General features: G+C 63.1%; 20 protein-coding genes and 9 pseudogenes. 14 read left to right on the top strand and 15 right to left on the bottom strand.

The window, feature by feature from the left end; translation table 11 throughout:
* Positions 1-29: 29 nt before the first annotated feature.
* The 3 genes and pseudogenes from NVV79_RS00935 to NVV79_RS00925 all read right to left on the bottom strand — a co-directional run bounded on the left by NVV79_RS00935 (position 30) and on the right by NVV79_RS00925 (position 1,234).
* The gene (locus NVV79_RS00935; RefSeq protein WP_303985331.1) at positions 30-272 is read right to left on the bottom strand and encodes a hypothetical protein; all 243 of its coding nucleotides are present in this window, start codon (positions 270-272) and stop codon (positions 30-32) included.
* Positions 253-531, bottom strand: coding sequence for a hypothetical protein (locus NVV79_RS00930; RefSeq protein WP_303985329.1), 279 nt, complete (start codon positions 529-531; stop codon positions 253-255). Before NVV79_RS00930 ends, NVV79_RS00935 begins: the two co-directional genes overlap by 20 nt.
* 8 nt (positions 532-539) lie before the next feature.
* Positions 540-1,234 (bottom strand): annotated as a pseudogene (locus NVV79_RS00925) (GntR family transcriptional regulator).
* Between the two features lie 271 nt (positions 1,235-1,505).
* Here NVV79_RS00925 and NVV79_RS00920 point away from each other — a divergent pair.
* From NVV79_RS00920 to NVV79_RS00870, 11 genes and pseudogenes are all read left to right on the top strand, one after another.
* Complete coding sequence (locus tag NVV79_RS00920) at positions 1,506-1,919, top strand: ABC transporter substrate-binding protein (protein WP_303985327.1); 414 nt, start codon at positions 1,506-1,508, stop codon at positions 1,917-1,919.
* 23 nt (positions 1,920-1,942) lie between these two features.
* Complete coding sequence (locus tag NVV79_RS00915) at positions 1,943-3,379, top strand: ABC transporter substrate-binding protein (protein ID WP_303985326.1); 1,437 nt, start codon at positions 1,943-1,945, stop codon at positions 3,377-3,379.
* A 79-nt stretch (positions 3,380-3,458) separates the two neighbouring features.
* Positions 3,459-4,451, top strand: a pseudogene (locus NVV79_RS00910) (ABC transporter permease).
* Between the two features lie 552 nt (positions 4,452-5,003).
* Positions 5,004-5,624 (top strand): ABC transporter permease subunit, encoded by a 621-nt coding sequence (locus NVV79_RS00905; RefSeq protein ID WP_303985324.1) that lies wholly within the window; start codon positions 5,004-5,006, stop codon positions 5,622-5,624.
* A gap of 147 nt (positions 5,625-5,771) precedes the next feature.
* Entirely contained in the window at positions 5,772-6,203 is a 432-nt protein-coding gene (locus NVV79_RS00900) for an ATP-binding cassette domain-containing protein (RefSeq protein WP_303985322.1), read from the top strand.
* A 202-nt stretch (positions 6,204-6,405) separates the two neighbouring features.
* On the top strand, positions 6,406-7,134 hold the full coding sequence (locus NVV79_RS00895; protein ID WP_303985321.1) for a dipeptide/oligopeptide/nickel ABC transporter ATP-binding protein: 729 nt from the start codon (positions 6,406-6,408) through the stop codon (positions 7,132-7,134).
* Between the two features lies 1 nt (position 7,135).
* Positions 7,136-7,333 carry a hypothetical protein gene (locus tag NVV79_RS00890; RefSeq protein ID WP_303985319.1) on the top strand — a complete coding sequence of 66 codons (198 nt, stop codon included), beginning with the start codon at positions 7,136-7,138 and terminating at the stop codon, positions 7,331-7,333.
* A 62-nt stretch (positions 7,334-7,395) separates the two neighbouring features.
* Positions 7,396-7,527, top strand: a pseudogene (locus NVV79_RS00885) (bifunctional D-altronate/D-mannonate dehydratase); the annotation flags it as partial.
* Between the two features lie 324 nt (positions 7,528-7,851).
* On the top strand, positions 7,852-8,502 hold the full coding sequence (locus NVV79_RS00880; RefSeq protein WP_303985333.1) for an enolase C-terminal domain-like protein: 651 nt from the start codon (positions 7,852-7,854) through the stop codon (positions 8,500-8,502).
* A gap of 62 nt (positions 8,503-8,564) precedes the next feature.
* Positions 8,565-9,717: pseudogene (locus NVV79_RS00875) on the top strand (mandelate racemase/muconate lactonizing enzyme family protein).
* A gap of 177 nt (positions 9,718-9,894) precedes the next feature.
* Positions 9,895-10,800 carry an enolase C-terminal domain-like protein gene (locus NVV79_RS00870; protein ID WP_303985317.1) on the top strand — a complete coding sequence of 302 codons (906 nt, stop codon included), beginning with the start codon at positions 9,895-9,897 and terminating at the stop codon, positions 10,798-10,800.
* Positions 10,801-12,064: 1,264 nt separating this feature from the next.
* Here NVV79_RS00870 and NVV79_RS00865 read toward each other — a convergent pair.
* From NVV79_RS00865 to NVV79_RS22480, 4 genes and pseudogenes are all read right to left on the bottom strand, one after another.
* Positions 12,065-12,855, bottom strand: a pseudogene (locus NVV79_RS00865) (carbohydrate ABC transporter permease); the annotation flags it as partial.
* Positions 12,856-12,918: 63 nt separating this feature from the next.
* Positions 12,919-13,815: pseudogene (locus tag NVV79_RS00860) on the bottom strand (carbohydrate ABC transporter permease).
* 155 nt (positions 13,816-13,970) lie between these two features.
* Positions 13,971-14,258: a hypothetical protein gene (locus NVV79_RS22485; RefSeq protein WP_369684692.1), complete on the bottom strand. Its 288-nt coding sequence runs from the start codon at positions 14,256-14,258 to the stop codon at positions 13,971-13,973.
* A 210-nt stretch (positions 14,259-14,468) separates the two neighbouring features.
* Positions 14,469-14,726 (bottom strand): hypothetical protein, encoded by a 258-nt coding sequence (locus NVV79_RS22480; RefSeq protein WP_369684691.1) that lies wholly within the window; start codon positions 14,724-14,726, stop codon positions 14,469-14,471.
* A 705-nt stretch (positions 14,727-15,431) separates the two neighbouring features.
* Between NVV79_RS22480 and NVV79_RS00850 the strand changes: the two are divergent.
* Positions 15,432-16,704 (top strand): annotated as a pseudogene (locus tag NVV79_RS00850) (ROK family protein).
* Positions 16,697-17,335: pseudogene (locus tag NVV79_RS00845) on the top strand (ThuA domain-containing protein). Before NVV79_RS00850 ends, NVV79_RS00845 begins: the two co-directional pseudogenes overlap by 8 nt.
* A 157-nt stretch (positions 17,336-17,492) precedes the next feature.
* On the opposite strand, the gene NVV79_RS00840 reads toward NVV79_RS00845, so the two are convergent.
* From NVV79_RS00840 to NVV79_RS00815, 6 genes are all read right to left on the bottom strand, one after another.
* A complete protein-coding gene (locus NVV79_RS00840; protein WP_303985315.1) occupies positions 17,493-17,615 on the bottom strand; it encodes a hypothetical protein in 123 nt (40 codons plus the stop codon).
* A gap of 321 nt (positions 17,616-17,936) precedes the next feature.
* Positions 17,937-18,881, bottom strand: coding sequence for a hypothetical protein (locus NVV79_RS00835; protein ID WP_303985313.1), 945 nt, complete (start codon positions 18,879-18,881; stop codon positions 17,937-17,939).
* The gene (locus NVV79_RS00830) at positions 18,878-19,522 is read right to left on the bottom strand and encodes a chemotaxis protein CheB (protein WP_303985311.1); all 645 of its coding nucleotides are present in this window, start codon (positions 19,520-19,522) and stop codon (positions 18,878-18,880) included. The genes NVV79_RS00835 and NVV79_RS00830 overlap by 4 nt, the downstream gene beginning before the upstream one ends.
* Positions 19,419-19,793 carry a chemotaxis protein CheB gene (locus NVV79_RS00825; protein WP_303985310.1) on the bottom strand — a complete coding sequence of 125 codons (375 nt, stop codon included), beginning with the start codon at positions 19,791-19,793 and terminating at the stop codon, positions 19,419-19,421. The genes NVV79_RS00830 and NVV79_RS00825 overlap by 104 nt, the downstream gene beginning before the upstream one ends.
* A gap of 96 nt (positions 19,794-19,889) precedes the next feature.
* The gene (locus tag NVV79_RS00820) at positions 19,890-20,375 is read right to left on the bottom strand and encodes a response regulator (RefSeq protein ID WP_303985307.1); all 486 of its coding nucleotides are present in this window, start codon (positions 20,373-20,375) and stop codon (positions 19,890-19,892) included.
* Between the two features lie 9 nt (positions 20,376-20,384).
* Positions 20,385-20,597 carry a CheR family methyltransferase gene (locus tag NVV79_RS00815; RefSeq protein ID WP_303985305.1) on the bottom strand — a complete coding sequence of 71 codons (213 nt, stop codon included), beginning with the start codon at positions 20,595-20,597 and terminating at the stop codon, positions 20,385-20,387.
* 370 nt (positions 20,598-20,967) lie between these two features.
* On the opposite strand from NVV79_RS00815, the gene NVV79_RS00810 reads away from it, so the two are divergent.
* On the top strand, positions 20,968-21,198 hold the full coding sequence (locus NVV79_RS00810; protein ID WP_303985303.1) for a hypothetical protein: 231 nt from the start codon (positions 20,968-20,970) through the stop codon (positions 21,196-21,198).
* A 109-nt stretch (positions 21,199-21,307) separates the two neighbouring features.
* Here the strand turns inward: NVV79_RS00810 and NVV79_RS00805 are convergent, their stop codons facing one another.
* Together NVV79_RS00805 and NVV79_RS00800 are read right to left on the bottom strand one after the other, a co-directional pair.
* Complete coding sequence (locus NVV79_RS00805) at positions 21,308-21,697, bottom strand: chemotaxis protein CheW (RefSeq protein WP_303985302.1); 390 nt, start codon at positions 21,695-21,697, stop codon at positions 21,308-21,310.
* 216 nt (positions 21,698-21,913) lie between these two features.
* Positions 21,914-22,158 (bottom strand): annotated as a pseudogene (locus tag NVV79_RS00800) (methyl-accepting chemotaxis protein); the annotation flags it as partial.

Here is a 22,158-nt window from a genome sequence, read left to right as displayed (position 1 = left end):
ACAGGCCAAGTCGGCCGGACTGGGCGGCGCTATGCGAGATGACGAACAGGAGAAGCCGCGGCGCGGTCGGTGATGGCGTCAGCTACCTGGGGGGCGGTGACCTCGAGCTCAGTTCCGCAAAGAAGCGGCGGGCCCCGCCATGCCGCGCAGCTTGCGAAATTGCAGTTGCCATAGTTCACGTCATGGCCGCGCTGGATGACGATTTCGGTTCTGGAGGCCATTCGTATTTCGAGCGGCAGGCGCTGGACGGCCTTAAGGTTTTCGCCGGTCATGGCAGCTGGCCACCGCAATGACGATCCCTGCAGCGGCCGATGCGGTGACGAAACCCGCTTCCGCGCCGGTGGCGCGGGCGATGGCGGCGCCGGCCTTGTGATGCAGCTCTTCGATTTCGACGAATTCGGGCGCAATGGCGGACATGGCCGCTATGGCCTCGGGCACGATGATGGAGGCGCCCAAGGCCGTCATGGTGCCACTGACATTGATGATGGGGCGTAGGCCGAGCGCCTGCCGTCCATAGAGGGTGTCGTCCATCGGTTCGCTCACAGCCGGCGATTGCGGGCCGAGCGCATATGTTCCACGATATGGCGGCCGGAGCCGAGAATATGAGCACGCACCGCTTCGGCGGCTCCGTCGGCGTCATGCGCCTTGATTTTCTCGATGATCAGGCGATGCTCAATCAGGATTTCCTTGCGCCGGACCATGGAATAGGGGAAGCGCCGGGCGATGGCCCGCAGGATTTCGCGGTGCCGCCACCAGAGATCGGCGGCATGGCGATTATAATGCCCGTCATAGACGATCTGGTGAAAGCGCGTGTCCAGTTCGGAATGGCGGAGCGGGTCCTCGAAGCCCAGCGCCTCGATTTCGTCCTGTACCGCTTCCAGACGCCTGATCGCTTCATCCGTGGCGATGCCGACGAACCATGCCGTCAGATAGGGCTCGATCAGCGCCTCGACCTCATAGATGTCGCGCGCGAATTCTTCGTCGATGGGCCTGACCCGGGCGCCTCTGTTGGGGGTGATGACGACGAAGCCTTCGCCCCGCAATTGCTGCAGCGCCTCCCGCACCGGGTTGGTGCTGGTGCCATAGCGTCCGGCCAGGGCCGTCACTTCAGCCTTTGGTTGGCCTCCAGCCGCCCTTCGAGGATGTCGTGCAATATCTGCTCATAGATGCTCGCTTCCGGCCCCGGCTCGGCGTCCAGTAATATCGATGGCGGCTGTGTGGTGATGGCGCTCATAGGTTAGCTCTAAGCCAGATCTTCGTCCGACGCCAATTGTAAAAATGTACTTCGATGTTGACAGATAATGTACAATCTGGAATGCATCGCGTATCGGCTCGTCCAGAAGGCCGACAAGGAGCATTGGGGGAAACCGGCTTTTCTCCTGTCACCATCGTCACTTTTTCGAACCCCGGCCGCATGCGGCCGGCGGAGAAGGAACCATGTCTGTAAAGATGGCCAGGCGCAGTCTGGCAAAAAGCTGGCGCTCGCATCGTTGGCTGGCGCTTTGATGGCGTCCAGCTCGATTGCATGGGCGCAGGATTTCGGTCAGGCGCCGATGCTGGACGCTGCCGTCCAGTCGGGCGAGCTGCCACCGGTGGAAGAGCGGCTTCCCGCCAATCCCTATGTCGAGACCATGGTCGACGGCATCGGGCAATATGGCGGCACGCTGCGCACCACCATTCTGGCCAATGGCGACCATTACAATCTGACCCGCACCATCGCCAATGAGCTGCTGGTGCGCTGGACGCCGGACTGGACGCAGGTCGTGCCCTCGCTGGCCGAGGAAGTGACCGCGTCGGACGACGCCACTACCTATACGTTCCGGCTGCGCGAGGGGCTCAAATGGTCCGATGGCGCGCCCCTTCACCGTCGACGACATCATGTTCTGGTACGAGGACGTGTTCTCGAGATCCCGCGCTGACCCCGGACAAGAACCCGATCTTCGTGGTCGGCGGCAAGCCTGTGGTCGTCACCAAGATTGACGAGAACACGGTCGAGTTCAAATTCGACTCGCCCTATGGCCTGTTCCTGCAGCAACTGGCTTATGGCCAGGGCCATTTGCCGATCATCTACCCCAAGCACTATCTCAGCCAGTTCCACGAAAAGTACAACGCGGATGGCATTCCGGCGCTGCTGCAGGGCAATGCGACGGCTTCCGACTGGGTGTCGCTGTTCAATTCCAAGGTCTCGGTCAGCTTCCAGCCGGCCTATTGGCAGAACCTCGAATTGCCGACCCTCAACCCCTACGTGCTGACCGTTCCCTATGCGGACAGCGACCGGGTCGAGGCCGTTCGCAATCCCTATTACTGGAAGACCGATACCGATGGTAACCAGCTGCCCTATATCGACCGGGTCACCTGGGCCAAGCTGGACGATCCTCAGCTCATGCTCCTGCGCATGACGGCCGGCGAACTCGACTTCGCGTTCCGCCACATCAACAATTCGACCTACAAGTCGGTACTGTTCGATGGTCAGGAATCGGGCAATTACCACTTTGTCGACGTCAAGGACCTGCCGGCCAACGATGCGACGCTGCTGCTGAATCTCAATGTTCAGGATCCGGTCAAGAACGAGATCTTCAACAACAAGGATTTCCGCATCGCACTGAGCCACGCCATCAACCGGCAGGAAATTATCGACCTCGTCTATGTGGGGCAGGGCGCGCCGTCCCAGGTTGCTCCGCAGCCCGAGCACGAGCTCTACAACGAGGAAATGTCGACCCAGTACACCGAGTACGATCCGGACCTGGCCAACCAGATGCTGGACGAGATCATGCCGGAGAAGGACGGGCAGGGTTTCCGTCTCGGACCGGACGGCAATCGCTTCACCATCAATTTCATGGTGGCTGACGTGTTCGGCCTGTCCTATCCGGACATCATGCAGATGGTGCAGCAATACGCTGCCGATGTGGGTATCGACATCCAGATCCGCACCACCGATCGCGCGCGCCTCAATACGATGTGGTACGCCAACGAACAGGATGCCTATATCTGGAACTGCGTGGGCGGGCTCTCCGAAGCCTATACCGACGTGCGCTGCTATATCCCGTTCCAGAAGGCGGACATCTTCATCGCCTCCAAGTGGTCCGAATGGTATTCCGATCCGGCAACGGGCGAAGAGCCTCCCCAGCGCGTCAAGGATGCCTATGCAGCCTACGACGCTGTGAAGGCCGCGGTGACCGACGAAGACCGCCTGGCCAAGATGAAGGAATTCCTCGCCATCAGCGCGGACAACCTGTTCACCATCGGCATCTCGCGGCCCATGCCCAAATACATGCTGGTCAACAACGACATCAAGAATGTCGTCCAGGGTATCCCGATCACCGGCAATCTCTGGCATCCGGCGCCGACGCTGAGCCAGTGGTATTTCGACCGGGACTAATCAGGCTCCTCCCAGCCTAAAGGGGCGGCGTGCGCGCCCTGCCCGCTCCCTTCCCATTCATTCCAAGCTGGAGGCGGCGTTGATCGGCTTCATCCTGAAACGGCTGCTATACGCGATCCCGACGCTGATTGCCGTTTCCATCGTCGCATTCATCATCATCCAATTGCCGCCCGGCGACTTCTCTCCACGCTCGTGGCCGATCTCGCCAGTCAGGGCGGCGCGGTCGAGCAAGGCACAGTCGCCGCTCTGCGCGAGCGATTCGGCCTCGATCAGCCTATCTATGTGCAATATTGGAAATGGGTGTCCAACATCGTCATGTATGGCGATTTCGGCATCGTTCGAGCTCGACCGTCCGGTGACGGAAGTGATCTGGGGTCGACTGGGCTTTTCGTTCCTGCTCGCCATCCTGACCCTGGTCTTCATCTGGGCGCTGGCCATTCCGGTGGGCATCATCTCGGCGGTCCGTCAAATATTCGATCACCGATTACGGCGTCACCTTCTTCGCCTTCTTCATGCTGGCCGTGCCCGATTTCCTGCTGGCGCTGGTGTCGATGTATGTCGCTCTCGACCTATTTCGGGCAAAGCGTGGGTGGGCTGTTTCCGCCGAATTCGCCGATGCGCCGTGGAGCCTCGCGCGCAATTCCTGGATTTCGCCAAGCATGTCTGGCTGCCGGTCTTCGTGCTCGGCATCCGGCAGCTTCGCCGCCTTGGTCCGCATCATGCGCGCCAATCTGCTCGATGAACTTTCACCGCCCTATGTGACCACGGCCGCGCGGGCCAAGGGCATGTCGGAGCTGGAACTGCTGCTGCGCAATATCCGGTGCGCATGGCGCTCAATCCTCGATCTCGACCCTGGGCTGGATCCTGCCGGCCCTGGTCTCCGGCGAGATCATCGTCCATCGTGCTCAAGCCTGCCCACGACCGGACCGCTGCTGCTGCGGGCGCGCTCTCGCCCAGGACGTCTATCTGGCGGGCTCGCTGATCCTGCTGATTTCGGTCCTGACCGTCATCGGCACCTCATATCTCCGACATCCTTCTGGCCATCGCCGACCCCCGGATTCGCCTGCAATGAGGGGCCCGAGACCAGAACCAACCAGTGCCCGCATCGAGCTCGATCCCACCCTGTCCGACGATCCCGGCAATGCCAAGGTCGCCGTCGGGCGGGCCAATGGACGGCTGTTCTGGTCAAGTTCAAGCATCGCCTGGCCGTGGTTGTCTGCCTTTCGTGGTGATGTTCCTCTACCTGGTTGCTGCCTTCGCCGAATTTCATCGCCCCCTACGATCCCAACCAGACCAATGCGCGCTTCACCTATGCGCCGCCCCAGGCCATGGGCTTTATCATCGACGGGCAATTCTGCGCCTCTTCGTCAACGGGCTCTCCAGTGAGGCTCAACCCCGACATCCATGGCCCGCGAATTCTTCATCGACCCTGACATCGTAAGCGCCGGTGGATCGGCTTGTTCGTCGAGGCCTCGCCCTTCAGGATGTGTGGGCCTGTTCGAGCAATACCCAGCCTGTTTATCAGCTCTCTCGACGCCATCGCCCCTTCACAGTGTATCTGTGGGGCGCCGACCGCCTGGGCCGCGTCTTTCTGAGCCGCGTCGTGCACGGCGCGCGAATATCCTTGCCCCATCGGTCTTGTCGGCGTGGGCCTCGAGCCATCTGCCTTGGCATCGCCATTGGCGGCATCTCGGGCTTTTTCGGCGGACAGGTCGACACTTTCATCCAGCGCCTGATCAAGTTCCTGCGGCTCCATTCCACCATTCCGCTCTGGATGGGCCTGGCCGCCATTCCGCTGTCGCTGGCGCGCCTTCCAGATCTATTTCATCATCACGCTTATCCTGTCTCGCTATTGGGCTGGTATCGGGATTGGCGCGGGCAGTTGCGCGAGCAGTTCCTGTCCATCGCGAACGAAGATTTCGTCACGGCTGCGCGGCTCGACGGCATGAGCGAAATCGGCATCATTTTCAATCACCTCGTCCCCTCGTTCATGAGCCACATCATTGCGACGCTGACGCTGGCCATTCCCACGATGATCCTGGCCGAAACCGCCCTGTCCTTCCTCGGCATCGGCCTGCAGCCGCCCATCGTCTCCTGGGGAACGCTGTTGCAGGAAGCGCAGAATATCCGCGCGGTTCTCGCAGGCCCCGTGGCTGCTGCTGACGCCTGCCGCCGCCATCGTCATCTCGATCCTGAGCCTCACCTTCCTCGGCGACGGATTGCGCGATGCCGCCGACCCATATGAGACGCACTGATGAATAGTCCGCTCAGTCTTCGCTGGTCCTTTCCGTCCGCAACCTCGCCGTCGAGTTTCCGACACGCACCAATGTGGTGAAGGCCGTCGACGGCGTGTCCTTCGAGCTGCATCGCGGCAAGACGCTGTGCGTGGTGGGTGAAAGCAGGCTCGGGCAAGTCGGTTTCGGCGCGCTCCGTGCTGCAGATCGTCGACCGGCCCGGCCGCATCGTCGGTGGCGAAATGATGCTGACCCGACCCGACGGCACCAGCGTCGACATCGCCAAGCTCGATCCGCGCGGCAAGGCTATCCCGGCCATTCGCGGCCGGGGAGATCGCCATGATCTTCCAGGAGCCGATGTCCTCGCTTTCGCCCATCCACAGGGTCGGCGACCAGATCGGGGAAACCCCCTGCGCATCCATTTCGGGATGAAGAAGGCCGAGCGGCGCGAGCGGGTCATCGAGCTGCTGCGCCAGGTCGAGATTCCCAATCCCGAAAAAGCCATCGACCGCTATACGTTCGAATTTTCCGGCGGCATGCGCCAGCGCGTCATGATCGCCATGGCGCTGGCCTGCAATCCTCGCTGCTGATCGCCGACGAGCCGACCACGGCACCTCGATGTCACCACGCAGGCGGAAATCCTGGCGCTGATCAAGCGCTTGCAGGTCGAAACCGGCATGGCCGTCCTGTTCATCACCCATGACATGGGCGTGGTGGCCGAGATCGCCGACGAAGTGCTGGTCATGTATCGCGGCAAGGTCATGGAGCGCGGCCCGGTGGATCAGATCTTCCATGCTCCGCAGAACGACTATACCCGCATGCTGGATCGGCTCGGTCGTCAAGCTGGAGAAAAAAGCCGAAATCCGCGTGGATCGCGAGCCTGTCGAAATGGCCCCCGATCTCCTGCTCGACGTGCGCAATCTCGGCCTCACCTTTCCCAGCGGCCTCAAGGCCGTGAACGATATTTCGCTGACCGTCTCGCCGGGCGAAACGCTTGGCGTGGTCGGGGAGAGCGGCTCTGGCAAGACCACGATGGGGCGGTGCCTGTTGCGCGTCTACGATGCGCAGGAAGGTGTCATCAATTTCCGCCGCGCCGACGGTTCGGTGGTCGATGTCCGCACGGCCCAGGGCGAAGATTTGCGCTCGGTACGGCGTGAAATCCGCATGATCTTCCAGGACCCGGTCGGTTCGCTCAATCCGCGCAAGACCGTCGCCGATATCATTGCCGAACCCCTGAAGCTGGCTAGGCTCGCCAAGGGCAAGGAACTGGACGAACGGGTCGCCGCGCTGATGGAGCAGGTCGGCCTCGACCCGGCCTGGCGCGAGCGCTATCCGCACGCCTTTTCGGGTGGCCAGCGCCAGCGCATCGGTAGTGCCCGCGCCATTGCGGTCAAGCCGCGGCTCATCATCGCCGACGAGGCGACCTCGGCGCTCGACGTTTCCCTGCGCAGCCAGATGCTCGACCTGATGATGAAGCTGCAGGACGAGATGGGTCTCTCCTACATCTTCATTTCCCCATGACATGTCGGTCATCCGCTACATGTGCGACCGGGTGGCCGTGATGTATCGCGGCAGGATCGTGGAAACGGGCAAGACCGAAGACGTCACCAGCGCCCCCCAGCATGCCTATACCCAGGCCCTGCTCTCCGCCATTCCCAATCCCGATCCTCGCGCCCGCCGCATGCAGGATCGTGTCCGCTATCAAGAGTCCGCATCGTGAAAATCACCGAAATCAAGGTTATCGTCTGCTCGCCCGGACGCAATTTCGTCACGGTCAAGATCATGACCGACGAAGGCCTTTACGGCGTCGGTGACGCGACGCTCAATGGCCGCGAACTGGCGGTCGTGGCCTATCTCGAAGAGCATGTCATTCCCTGCCTGATCGGGCGCGATCCGCATCAGATCGAGGATATCTGGCAATATCTCTATCGTGGCGCCTATTGGCGGCGCGGCCCGGTGACCATGTGCGCGATCCTCGGGCATCGATACCGCGCTCTGGGACATCAAGGCCAAGGCCGCCGGCATGCCGCTCTACCAGCTTCTGGGCGGCGCCTCGCGCGACAAGGTGCTCTGCTATACCCATGCCCAGGGCACCGACATCGCCGAATGCGTCGATGCGGTTGGCGCCAAGCTGGATCAGGGGTTCAAGGCCATCCGCTGCCAGACCGGCATTCCGGGCCTCCCCAATGTCTATGGCACCGGCAAATATGCAGTGACCACAATGCAGCCGACGACGCCATGCCGCGCGAGGAAGTCTGGTCGACGCCAAAATATCTCAATTACGTCCCCAAGCTGTTCGAGGCCGTGCGCGAGGCCCATGGCGAAGACGTGCACCTTCTGCACGACACCCATCATCGCCTCACGCCCATCGAGGCGGCGCGGCTGGGCAAGGCGCTCGAACCGTTCAACCTGTTCTGGCTTGAAGACACGGTGGCGGCCGAATTGCAGGAAGGTTTCCGGCTGATCCGCCAGCACACCACCACGCCTCTAGCCGTGGGCGAGGTGTTCAACACCATCTGGGATGCGCGCCTGCTCATGGAAGAGCAGTTGATCGACTATATCCGCATGACCGTCGTCCATGCCGGCGGCATCACGCCGATGCGTCGGGTCATGGATTTTGCTTCGGTCTACGGAGTGCGCACCGGTTGCCACGGCGCCATGGACATGTCCCCGATCTGCCTTGGCGCCAATCTGCATCTCGATCTTTGGGCGCCCAATTTCGGCATCCAGGAATTTTCCGGCTATCTGCCGGAAATCCTGGAGGTTTTCCCAGTGCCTGGACGCTCGAGAACGGCAATCTGCATCCCGGCGAAGCCCACGGCCATGGCGTCGATATCGATGAGGATCTGGCCGCCAGATATCCCTACCAGCGCGCCTACCTGCCGGTGAACCGTTTGGAAGACGGCACCCTCTGGCACTGGTAGCAGCATTCTAGAGCAAGCAGCACAGACATGAAAATAACCGCCATTCGCGCCTATCCGGTCTGGGTCGGCATCCGCACGCAGCTCCTCGTCAAGGTCGAGACCGATGAGGGCATTTTCGGCTGGGGCGAAAGCGGCCTGACCGGGCGCGAAAAGGCCGTGGTCGGCGCGCTCGAACATTTCGCCGAACTCATCGTCGGCATGGACCCGTTCAATATCGGCGGCATCTGGCAAAAGCTCTATCGCAGCCAGTATTTCGAGGGCGGGCGGGTGCTGGCGGCAGCGCAATCGGCCATCGACATCGCCCTTTACGACATCAAGGGCAAGGCGCTGGGCGTGCCGGTCTATCAATTGCTCGGCGGCAAGCAGCGCGACCACATCCCCACCTTCGCCACCACTTCCGGCGAGCCGGGCGAGGCGATGATCGAGCAGGCGCAGATGCTGATGGAGGCAGGCTGGACCGCCATGCGTCTCTCTCCCTCCGGTCACGAAGAGACGATCTACGAGCCGCGCGAACATATTCCCGTTACTGCAAAATGGTGCACCAAGGCGCGCGAAATTCTGGGCGAGGAAGTGGTGCTGGGCGTCGATTACCACCATCGCCTCTCGGTGGCCGAGGCCGCCAGCTTCTGCCAGAAAATGCCGCGCGGTACCCTGGATTTCCTCGAAGAGCCGATCCGGGACGAAACGCCGGAGGCCTATGAATCCGCTGCGCCGCATGACCGACATCCCCTTCGCCATCGGCGAGGAATTCGCGTCCAAATGGCAGTTCCTGCCCTATGTCGAGCGCGACATCCATCAGTTCAATCGCATCGATATCTGCAATGTCGGCGGCCTGACCGAGGCGATGAAGGTCGCCGGCTGGAGCGAGGCGCATTATGTCGACATGATGCCGCATAATCCGCTTGGCCCGATCTGCACCGCGGCGACGGTGCATTTTGCTGCGGCGGTGGCCAATTTCTCCTGGCTCGAAACCCGGTCCTCGCCCGCCGAGACCCATCTCGGCTTCGACAATTCCGACCTCTTTCCGGTGCAGCCGCGCGTCGAGCGCGCCGTCTATCCCGTGCCCGAAGGACCGGGTCTCGGCGTCGAGGTCAACGAAGAACTGGTGCTCAAGCAGGACTTCAAGTTCTGGAACGCGCCCATGCTCAACCGCCGCGATGGTTCGGTGACTAATTGGTGAGCCAAGGCCACCGTATTTTCCCAGAGAGTAGTGTGAAATGAAGATCGTTGCGGTCACCCCCTATCTCGTCAAGGAATGGCGGACCATGCTGTTCGTCAAGGTCGAGACCGACGAGGGCATTGTCGGGATCGGCGAAGGTGGGCTCACCTCGCGCGAGGGGGGTGGCAGGCATCATCGATGCCCTGGCGCCCTTGCTCCATCGGCCAGGATGCGATGCGTTCCGAGCATCTGTGGCAGCTCATGTGGCGCAGCGGCTTCCATCCGTCCAACCAGGTTCTCGCTGCCGCCATCGCCGCGATCGACATCGCCCTCTGGGACATCAAGGGCAAAGCACTGGGCGTGCCGGTCTATCAGCCGCTCGGCGGCAAGGTGCGCGACAAGGTCGACACCTATTGCCATATGGCGGCGGCGACGCCGGAGGAATTGCTGGGTGTTGCGCGCGAGCGGGTGGCCGAAGGCTGGAACTGCCTGCGCTGGGACAGCGGTCCGTTCGGTGACACGCTCTATGACCCGCGCCATGCCGTGGATTGGAGCATCGAGGCCTTCCGGCTGCTGCGTACCGAGCTAGGTCCCGAGATCGAACTGGCCTTCGATGCCCATACGCGGACCAGCGTGCCCGATGCCGTGCGCCTCTGCCGCGGCGTCGAACCCTATCGGCCGATGTTCATCGAGGGATCCGTTGCGGGTCGAGAACCCCAGATGAACCTATCGGCGGCTGCGCCAGCAGCTGCCGTGCCGATCGCGGCCGGCGAGCAATTAGGCACCAAGTGGCAGTTCCGGGCGCTGATCGAGGAAGAGCTGATCGACTATGCCCGCATCGACATGTGCATTGCGGCCGGCTTCACCGAATCCCGCAAGATCGCCGGATGGTGCGAAACCCATTTCATCGATGTGGCGGTGCACAATCCGATCGGGCCGGTCTCGCCGCCTGCCTCCACTTCAACCTCTCGACACCCAACATGCTGGTGCAGGAATTGCCGCGCCGTCCGGGCGAAAGCCTCGCCGATGCGCCGATCACCAGTGCCCACCGCTGGGAAGATGGCTGGCTCTTCGCCTCCGGTACTGCGCCCAGGCTCGGCCTAGAGGTGGATTGGGAAGGAGCTGGCCCGCTATCCCTTCGAGCGAACAAACCTGCTGCGCTCTTCTACAGGCAGGATAGAGGGCATTGACGAACTGGTAAGAGCCAAGCCCTTGGGAGCTTGTGCCTGCACAGTTCCGCCTGAAAGGGCGGTGCAGTGCACCGGCCCCGATTTCAATTCCGGCGGGCGGTTTCCGGTTTCCGCATCGAATACTCTCGAAGATGCGCTCGATCAGCGCGGACACGGAAGATTGGCGCCGGTATTGACCTATCCTGCTCGCTCGAGACGAGAACCATGGTCTGGTGACCGGCGAGATCGAGGTCACGAAAGTCTGTCCGCCGGTGGGCTCGACGAAGGTGACTTCGCCGGCAAGGGCCCGCCGGTCGAAATGCTCGCCGGGACGGATGCCGACACCACCTTGTGCCCGTCCACCAATTTGCAGTCGAACCGAAGGGGAAGGAACAGAGGCCGGTAGCCGTCCGGCGCAGCATTGCCATTGATCGTCGCTTCGAAGAAGTTCATTGCGGGGAAACCGATGAAACCGGCCGAACAAGGTTGGCCGGACAGCGATACAGCGGGTCATCGGGGATCTTCACCCTTGGATCACGCTTCTCGTGATTGAGCACCGGCCTCGATCGGCGAGGGTCATGGCCTCGATACGATCACGTGATGAAGCATAGATCGAAGATGCCGACCTTGCGGTGCGAGGTCGCCCGTCTCGCTGCGCATCTGCGCTGCAACTTGGCGTCGAGATTGGAAGCGGCTCGTCGAACAGGAAGACCGCCGAGTCGCGCACGGCCAGCCCCATGGCGACACGCTGGCGCTGGCCGCTTCGAAAGCTGGTTGGGCTTGCGATCGAGCAGCGGTTCGAGTTCGAGCATGCGAGGGCGCCTCCCGGACGCGGCGGTCAATCTCGTCCTTGGGCTTGCCGGAGAGTTCGAGATTGAACGCCATGTTCTTGTAGACGCTCATATGCGGATAGAGGCATAGGATTGAAAGACCATGGCGATGTTGCGCTCGCGCTTTGAGGAGTCAGCTCATTGACCACATTGTCGCCGATCAGGATGTCGCCATCGGTAATGTCCTCCAAGCCGGCGACCATGCGCCCAGGATTGTCGACTTGCCGCAACCCGAGGGCCGACCAGGGCGAGCAGGTCGCCATCCTCGACACTCAGGTTGATGCCCTCGATCACCGACTTCCGAGCCGTAGCTCTTGGCGATGTTCCGCAGTTCCAGTCGGCCATGCCGAGCTGGCTCCTTGCGCCCACGACGGCGCCGGCGGTCAGCCCGGCGATGATGTGTTCTGCGCCGCGAAGAAAACGATCACCGTGGGCAGGATGGTGAGGGTGATGAAGGCGAGGATCAGCTGCCAATCGGTCGAGAATTCGCCGCGATAGACCATGATGCGGGCGGCCGGGGATATTTGCTCTCCGAATTGAGCATGATCAGAGGCAGGATGTAGCTGTTCCAGCTGCCGACAAAGGAAATGATCCCCACCGTGGCGATGATCGGCCGGCTGAGCGGCAGGGTGATGCTCAAGCGGATACGCCGGCGCCGTCGACAAGAGCCGCGTCGAACAATTCAGCAGGTGCGGAAGAAATTGCCGGAACAGGAGGCCAGCACTCATGCCCAGCCGAGCACGACTTGCGGGGGCACCACGCGCCCCAGCGGGGTGGCCGAGCAGTCCCGGAGTCCGGATCCGGATGAAGAGCGGCAGGATCGTCGCCGCCGGAAACATCGATCCGATCAGGAAATAATTGAGCGAGATCGAGCCGAAGAATTTCACATAGGCGAAGAGTGAAGGCGGCCATCGCCGAAAGGCGAGAAGTCAGAAACACCGTCAGGCCGGCGATCGAAGGGAATTGCCCATTTGCAGCCAATATCGCTGGCTGAAGAGGATGCCGCCGTAATTCTCCCATTGCCAGTCGGACGGCAGGCCGAACAGGATTGCCGCGCAATTCGCCCAGGGTCTTGACCACCCAGGCCGTGGTGCCGAGTGGAACGATGATGTCGCCGCCAGGATCGTGAGGCTCGTATAGAGATAAATCTTGGTGGGCAGGCTTCGCTGCGGCCGCGAGGCTGGCGGTGGCGGCGTCGATCGGTGCGGTTGTCTCAGTCATTTTCATGAAGATCCAGCATAGCTGAAGGCGAGGACGACGCAGATGACGAAAGGACGACACCGACGGCCGAGCCAGACCCGACCTGCATGCGCATGACGCCGAAGCTGTAGAGGAAAGTAACCAGGGTCTGGGTGGCGTTGGACGGGCCGCCGCCGGTCAATGGCATGATCATGTCGAACAATTGCAGCGAACCCGATCACGCGAAGAAGACCGACAAGCGCACCGTCAGGCCCAGCATGGGCAGTGTTACACGATAAATTTCTGCCAGCCAGTCGCTCCATCGATATCGGCGGCTTCCAGCACGCTCTTGTCGATCGATTGCGGCCCGGCCACGAACATCATGTGAAAGCCGAAATATTTTCCAGACGATGACGCCGAGCACCGCGCTAAAGGCGACCTGCCAGTCAGCGAGCCAGAACGGTACGCTCATGCCCATTGCGTTGAAGATGCCGGCGACGAGCCCGAACTTGGCCATCGCCAGACTGAAGCGCCAGATCATGCCGGCGGCGACGTCGGCTAACACGTAGGGCAGGAAGAACGAAACCCGGGCGCGGCCCGCGCCCTTGATCCGTGCATCACCATGGTGGCGATCCACAGAACCGGCGGGGGGGATCTGGATGACGATGGAAACAAGAGGATGATCAGGCCGTTATTGATCGGGAGGGCCTGGCGGAACGCGCCATTGTTGAAGATCAGCTCGTAATTCGGTGCCGATCCACTCGTGGGCAGGCCATAGCCGTTCCAATTGTAGAACAGTACCAGGCCGCTTCGCCCATGGGTAGGATGACGAAGACGGTGAAGAGCAGCAGGGCCGGCGGCAGGAACAGTACCAGAACCGGCCAGGTGCCGCGTACGCGGTTGCTCTTGCGGCGGGCGATGGCGGGCGTGCGGGCGGACATTGCCGTGGTGCGCTGATCGAACTGGTCTGGCAGCTCCTTGAGGCGCTCCGGGTAGGTTTTTCAGGCGAGGCCGCCGCCGCACCGGTCAGTGCGGCAGCGGTTCGATCACATCTCCAGTGAGAAAGCGTCCTGGATTTGCTGGAGGAGGGGCATCCTCAGGCGAAATCTGCCCGGCGGCGAAGTTCGGCGGACATGTCGTTGACCACGCGGCCGACATTGGGTCCACGAGATCTGGTCGAGATAGTTCCTGATGCCAGGTCGCCTGGGCCTTCTGCGCCGCGGCTTTCCGCCGCGGACGGATCCTTCACGCCCACTTCCGCCCCGATCGTGGTGGGCAGGATGGCATTGCGCTCGGCGATCTTGGCGGAGTTCTCCGCATTGGTGGAGAACTTGAAGTCCTCGGTTTCCGGCTTGGCAGGGCATTGGTGGTGACCACCACCCATTGATGCCGCCGAAATCATCGGTGACGAGACCGGGCGCGCCATCCACCACCGGGAAGGGAAGCGTCGATGTCCTGCGCCAGGCCTTTACCATCGGTCGCGGCACCACGCTGGATAGTCGGAGTGGCCGTGTTCTCGAAGCCCAGGAAAATGGCGGCGCGACCATCGGCGAAGGCGGCCATGGCGTCCAGGCAGGGTGGCGCCCAGATAACCTTACTGGAAGGGTTGCATGGCGCCGAGATCGATCAGCTTCTGGCTGGCGGCGACGAAGCCTTCGCCGGCGAAGCCATCGCCGTTCTTGGCCACTTCGAAGCCGTCGTGGCCGAGCTCGCGCATGGCCAGGCACGACCAGTAGAAGTGGAGCGGCCACTTGTCCCCACCGCCGCCGGCAATCAGGGTGATGCCGGCATCATTGAGCTTTGCACCGCGCCCAGGGAAATCGTCCCAGGTGGCGATAGCCGTGCCGTCCACGCTTGGCCTGCTCGAGCAATTCCTTGTTGTAGAAGAAGGAAACGACGCCGGGCTGGATCAGGTGCGGCCCAGACCTTGTCCTCGAACGTCATGGCGGCCACCACGGCGGGATTGATCGAACAGCGCCAGGCGCCGCCATCGGCGTCCATTGCGGCGGTTTGATCGTCGCGGATATGGCGCCGAAGTCTGCAACTGCAGCCTTCCAGCACGCCGCCCGGCCGGGTGTAGAACATGGACGGGCTGGCGCTTCGTTGGATTGCAGCAATATCGGCGGCTTGGCATGCCGAAGGCCTCGTTCTCAAGGAACTGGAACTCGATCTTGACGTCGGGGTGCTCGGCTTCATAGGCGGCCGCGATTTCCTGCCAGGTGCCGAGACGCTCGGCATTGGTTTTTCCAGGTGCAGCCACTTGATGACCGATTGTGCGGAGGCCGAAGACACCCTTGCCATCAGGGCTACCGCGCTCAGGGCAATAGCAAGCCGATGCCGCGCCAGGCGGCCGAAAGACATGTTCATGATTTCCTCCCAGGACTTTTATCCCGATTACAAATTAATTAGGACGCGTCCGCTGGCCGCTGTCAGTGGCGAGCTAAGCCTGGGCGCGGAGATGGCTGGTTCACCCTCGTGCTATCCGGCGCATTTGTGCCAAAGAGGCGATCAATTAATCCGCTATGTTTGTAAAATGGCGGGAGGGGGACCAGCCAGGATGAAGACGGCCGATCCCGAATTGATGCGAGCCATCAACCGGTTCCACGTGCTCGACACCATTCGTCGCAGCGGTTCGATTTCCGCGTCGAGATCGGCGAGCGCACGCAATTGTCGGCGACGACCATCTCGGCCATCACCGCTTCGCTGTTGGACGATTCGCTGATCGTCACGCGCCATGAAGGCGACTTGCGGCGCGACAATGCCAATCGCGGCCGTCCGCGCGTCATGCTGACACTGAACGCTTCCGCTGCCCGGGTGGTCGGGGCCAAGATCACTTCGAGCGGCATTTTCTTCGTGGTCACCGATTTCGAGGGGGTGGTGCTGGCGCATCTCAGCGTGCCGGTGCGGGTGAGTGCCCTGCCGCTGGATATGCTGGCGGACCTGGTGGAAGACGGCGTGCGGCGCTGCGTGCTCGATGCCGGGCTCGGGCTGGCGGACGTGACCACGGTCGCCCTGGCGGTGCCGGGGATCGTCGAACATGGATTGGGGCGGGTTCGCTCCAGCACGGTCCTGCAGGGTAGTGACGTGCCGCTTGCCGCCTTCATGAGCAAGAGGCTCGGCGTCACCACTATCGTGGAGAGCGACGCGAATGCCATTGCCAAGGCGCAGCACTGGTTCGGTCAGGCCCGCCAATGCGACGATTTCGTTCTGGTGTCGCCCGAGGATTCCCTGGGCCTGGGGGGTGATGCATGACGGTCAGATTTTCCGCGGCGCACGCGAGCTGAGCCTGGACCTGGGGCACATGATGATGGGCGTTTCCAATGCGCAATCGCTGCGCCTGGCCGACATCGCTAGCGAAAAGGCCATCCTGGACGAAGAGAATGCCGACCTGCGGTTGCGCGAGGCCATGCGCGTGGGGCGTGGCATGAGCCATGTGCGCCGGCTCCTCGAAGAGGGCAATGACGGTTTCGCAGCGGCGGCCAGCCGGGCAGGCGAGGCCTTGGGGATAGCCATCGCCAATCTGGCGGGGCTCTTCGCGCCGCCCCTGGTCATTCTCGTCGGATCGAGTTCTGGCACTGGGCCGCGATCTCATCGAGCCCTTGCAGGCCTCATTCGAGCGGGCGCTGACCGAGCCGTTGAGGGCCGTTACAAATATCGTCATCGACGAAATCGGCGACGAGGCCTGGGCGCGCGGCGCCGCCGCCGTCGCTCTGAGCGAATTGTATGGCGCGCCCTGGAGCACGACCGGCGCCGCGTATCATGTAAAAGCGGACGGCGCCGCGGGCGCGGACCGGTGGCAAGTCGACAAGGAGGAAAAGTCACATGCGTGAGGCACTGATCGTTTGGGGTGGGTGGAGCGGCACGAGCCCGAGCAATGCGCCGCCATTATCAAGTCGATGCTGGAAGAGGACGGCTTCACCGTCTATGTGGAAAACACCACGGAAGCCTTCGCCGATCCGGTCATCCACGATCTCAGCCTCATCGTGCCGATCTTCACCATGAGCAAGATCGAAAAGGAGGAGCTGGCCAATCTCTGTGCTGCGGTGGAAGGCGGCGTGGGGCTGGGTGGCTATCATGGCGGCATGGGCGATGCCTTCCGGGAGGCGGTCGACTACCAGTTCATGGTCGGCGGCCAATGGGTCGCGCATCCGGGCAATATCATCGATTATCGCGTGGACGTGACCCGGCCGGACGATCCGGTGATGGAAGGGATCGAGCTTCCCCTATCGCTCCGAGCAATATTACATGCATGTCGATCCCTCCAACGAAGTGCTGGCCACGACCACCTTCACCGGTGAGCATGCCGCCTGGATCGATGGGGTGACCATGCCGGTCGTATGGAAGCGCAAGCATGGCAAGGGGCGCGTCTTCTATTCCTCGCTGGGCCATGTCTCGAAGGGTTCCGAGGTTCCGCAGATGCGCACGATCATCCGCCGAGGGCTTAACTGGGCGGCGCGTTGAGCAGCGCCTGCCTGATTGTCTGCACGGCGCTTGACCGCGCCGTGCTTCTTGGACCGGGTCGAGGAATTCGCGCCCACGGACGCTAGTCACGCGCGCTTTGCGCAGGTGGGCCGCCTATGGCAGGGCGGCCCACAATTTTTCGTCACCGCAGCCGTTGTCACAACATGAAAGCGTCGAGGTCCATATCGGTCTGGGTTTCGGTCTCGACATGGGCCTTGCCGTGCGGGAAAAGCCGGTCGTGGATCATGCGCTCGGCTTCCATCGTGTAGGATTGGCGCATTGTCGAGAATGCCGGCCGTCCCGGGAAGCGGAATATCCGGGACAGGCTCGGTGGTGAGGCTGGCGATAGCGAGGGGCCGTATCGTCCAGAGTTTCGGCCAGGTCCGACTGACCTGCCCATTCCGCTCGCCGCGGCGTCGAGCAGGGCGATAACTCTGCAGGGCCGTCGGCGTTGAGCCGGGCGAGGACGCCGCGGCGAGGCGCTGGTCCAGTCCGGCCAGGATGTCGAGCGCCAGATTGGCCTGTTGTTCCAATTCGAAATCTGTCCGGCGCCGGTCTGTTCGGCCGCCGCGCCAAAGGCGCCGGCCAGCGCCGAGGATTGTCAGAGCTGCTGCATCGCCGCTTCGGCGGCCACCACGGTCTCCGTCGTCAGTTCGCGCAATTGCATGGCGATGACGGGTAGCGAGGCGCCGCGCGGCTCCAATTGGGCGCAGCGGACCGCGGCATTGAGGCTGACCAGGCCATATTGGCCTCGATATCCTGGACGGCCCCGACATGGTCGAGCAGCACATGTACGGTGTGCCTGCACCGCCCTGGCCACGATTTCCAGCTTGGCGCGCTCGGCCTCGAAGTCCTTGAGGATGGTGACGGCGGCACGCAATTGCGTGCTGAGACCGGCAGTGGGCTGAGGCATGACCCTTGCCGTCGCCGTCGAAATCCCGGCTGCGGGGCCATGATGGTGGCGGCATCGCTGGCCAAGGGCCTTCGAATCCTGCTCCGCCTGTTCGACCTCCTGGGCGAACGCGGCGGCGATGTCGGTGAGCTGGGTTTGCTGCAGCAGGGCAAGGGCGGCGATGGCGGCCGGCCGTTCTGCCTCTTCCAGAAGACTGCCATCAGCGACGCCGGCCGAGGGTGGAGAGCCCGGATTCGACGTGCTCAAGCCGCTGACGGGTTGCATCGCCCACCTGGAGCGACATGACGGCGCTGCCGATGCGCCCCACGATCTGCCGCGAAACGCGGCCGGTTTCGGCGCGCTCCCGGCCGCGGCGGTGCTGCGCTGGCGATCCAGGGCGCCAATGGTCTCGACCAGGCTCCGGGCGAGCCCGGTCAGGGTATCGGCATGGGCGGATTCGAAGCGGGCGCGCTGGGTGGCTGCCCGGTCCACTTCGGCGGTCAATTGCCCGATAGATCTGCGCAAATTCTGAATCGTGCGGCTGGCGGATCCGAGAGCGTGGCAATGTCGGTGGGTGAAAACGTCGAAGTCGTCGCTGTCCCCGACAATACCGGCAGCGGTGACGCGGGCATTGACCGAAACTATGCCCATCATCTTTGACGGCGCGGCGCAGGCCGGCAATGGGCGAACTGGCCGCGGCAACAATCCACCAGCCGGGCCAGGTCCGTCTTCTCTTGGGCGAAGGTGTCCGCAAGCCGGTTCGCGCGTTCGGCGACCGCGCCAAGAGCGTCAGAGCCTCCTCGACTTCGGTGCCCTGGAGTTTCCGGCAACGGCACGAACAGCTTGCTCAACGTGTTGAGCAGGGCGGCTCCCTCGGTCAGGCGCGTGCGCGACGGCCACGGCAACGAACGTGCCTCGATGTCCTGTCGAGGACGGGCAAGGTCGGTGGCGAGACGGGCAACCGCTTCCGCGGCGACGGGCATGGTCATGCTGTTGCTCCTGCGTGGGCTCCGCCCTCGCGGCCAAAGGCGATTACATTTCCCCCGCCATCTTGCCGAGGGCAGCGTATGGGTGGCCGCACCACGCTGAATGGCTTCCACTTTGGCATGCCGAAAACGACGCTGCTGGCCTCGTCCTGGGCGATTGTGGGACTGCCCATCTGGCGCATTTCGAGAAGGCCCTCCGGCGCCGTCATCGCCCATGCCGGTGAGCAGCATGCCCATGGCGTTCCGCCCGGCCGTCTGCGCGGTGGACCGAAACAGCACGTCGACCGAAGGACGATGCCGGGGAAACATGAGGACCGTCCTCGATCCTGATCGTATAGCGCTGGCCGTTGCGGACCAGCAGCATATGCAGATTGCCGGGCGCGATCAGCGCCTGGCCGGGTTGCACGAGATCGCCATCCTGAAGGCCTCCTTGATCCGGATGGCGCAGCCCGCATCGAGGCGCCGCGCGAAGGCCGAGGTAAACTTCTCGGGCATGTAGCTGAACGATGAGAATTGCCGGGCTGTCCGCTGGCAGGAAACGCTCCAGCACCTCGCGCAGCGCCTCGGTGCCGCCGGTCAAAGCGCCGATGGCGACAAGAGGTATCCGTGACGGGGATACGGCCGATCAGGCTCTGCCGACGTGCCTCGGACAGCGGCGGCAGGACCGCGTCGGCGGTCAATTTGGCTTCCACCTTGAGATCGGGCTGGGCGCGCAGGACGGGCGGGGGATTTCTGTACGCCGCGCATCTTGGCGTGGGCGGCTGCCTTGGCGGCGTCGCGGATGCGCATGCGTGATTCCTGCAGGAGTTGCGCGGTGTCGACGCGTGGCTTGGCCACGACGTCGACCCGCTCGGGCCTCCAGCGCCTGCATCAACGTGTCCGAGCCCGCCTGGGCCAGGCTGGAACAGATGACGACCGGGATGGGCCGTTGCGACATGATCTTGCGCAGGAAGGTCAGTCCATCCATGCGAGGCAGCTCGATATCGAGGAAAATGACATCGGGCACTTCCTGGCGAATGCGCTCCACCGCCACATAGGGATCGGCCGCGGTGGCCATGACCTCGAGGTCAGGATCGGCGGAGATGATGTCGCTGAGCGTGGTGCGCACCGAGGCGCTGTCATCGACGATCAGGACGCGGATTTTGCCGCTGGGTGCAGTCATGACGGACACTCAGATCTTCTGGAATACCGCAGGCGCGACCTGCCGCATGCTGATCGATGTGCCCACCATGGACTCGGTGCCGAGCAGCAGATAGCCGCCGGGACGCAGGTGATCGATGAGACGGGAGATAACGGCGGCCTGGTCGGCCTTCTCGAAATAGATCAGCACGTTGCGCAGGAAGATGATGTCGACGTCCCGATCGGTTGGGAAACTCGACGCCATGAGGTTGAGGCGGTTGGAACTGCACGTTCCGGCGCAATTCGGGGCCGATGCGCACCTCCGGCCGGGGGCCGGGACGGCGCGCGAACATCAGGTATCGCATTCCGCATGCCGGGAGGCACCGGGGCGATCATTTCGGCGGGATAGATGGCGCGTCGGCCCTGGGCGAGAACGTCTGTCGAGGGACATCGGTGCCCGGATGGAATAGCGGAAATCGCGGCGCTGGGCGGCCGTATCGGTCAGCACCATGGCGATGGTATGGCCTCGGCGCCGGTGAAACTGGCGGCACTCCACACCTTGAGCAGTGGGTTGCGCTCGGCAAGGCGCTGCGCCAGCAGGTGATGGGGACCAGCATCTTCTCCATCAGCTCAAAATGCTCGGGCTCGCGGAAAAGTCAGTCTTGTTGGTGGTGACGGCGTTGATCCAGATAGGGCAATTCGTTGCCCAGGCCATCCTGGCGGAACAGATAATCGCCATAGGCGCGCAGGCTGGCCAGATTGCAGGGCGCGGATGCGTTTGCGCAGCAGGCCGCTTCTCCATCAGCCGTTTTGCCGGTGGCAGGCGGATGCCGACCTGTTCGCCGATCAGCGCCGCGATGCGCTGAAAGTCGGCAACGCTCAGGTAGTCGTCCTCGGCGGGGCAGGCAAGGCGCGGGCGAGACTGGACAAGATATACTCGAAAACGCGGGCGAGACGGGTGGCGCGGACGGCCGATCAGGGATCAGGCGGCGCAGCTGACAAGACCGGCGGCGTCGCCCAGGAGATGGTCGAGATTGAGCACGGTGACGAAACCACCGTTGCGGCGTCCGATGCCTGCGATGCAATGGCCGCTTCCCCAGCCCGCATGGCTGGCGGGTGGTGGATCGAGGGGTCCTCGCTGTCGAGCACGGTGACCTCGAAAACGCGGTCGGCGCGCAGGCCGAGCGTGACCTGGCCCTCCTTGCCGGCCACGCACAGGACGACGATGCGGGTATACTCCGTGTCGTCGGCCGGGACCATGCCCAGCGTGAGGCGCAGGTCGAGCACCGGCACGCCCTGGCCGCGCACGTCGATCGTGCCGAGCGGATGCGGCGGCGCCTGCGGCAAGCGGGCAATGGGGCGCATGTCCAGGATTTCCTGGACCTGCGGGCGACGGGCGCGGCGAAGAGGTCGGTGCCTACGCCGGGCGTTACATATTTGGAATCGTTCGGCCATGAGGTCGGTCCTGGAGTGTGCGGATGAACGGCGGGCGCCCGGCCGCCCGGGGGCGGCCGGACTATGATGTATCGGTCAGGCGGCGCCGCGACGGGTGATTCGCTGTCGAGATCGTCCATCTCGTCGCTATCCAGATCGAGGGTCGAAGCCCCCGCCCTTCGCCGGCTTTGCCTTGCCGGTTGGCTTGCGCGGCGCCATATGAGGCGCCTTGGCCAGGATCGCCTGACGCAGCTCGGTATCGGCGCGGGCGGGAGCGGCGGCAGCCGCGACGGCGCTCGCATCGACGCGGAAATAGCTGATGGCTGATTGCAACTGCTCGGCCTGGCTGGCCAACTCTTCGGACGTTGCCGACATTTCCTCGGCGGCCGAGG

Origin of the sequence: Devosia ginsengisoli (assembly GCF_024707105.1) — a bacterium.
In the GTDB taxonomy this organism is placed as follows: domain Bacteria; phylum Pseudomonadota; class Alphaproteobacteria; order Rhizobiales; family Devosiaceae; genus Devosia; species Devosia ginsengisoli_A.
Note: the sequence above shows the minus strand (reverse complement) of the source record. Positions and strands in the feature narration are given on the sequence as shown.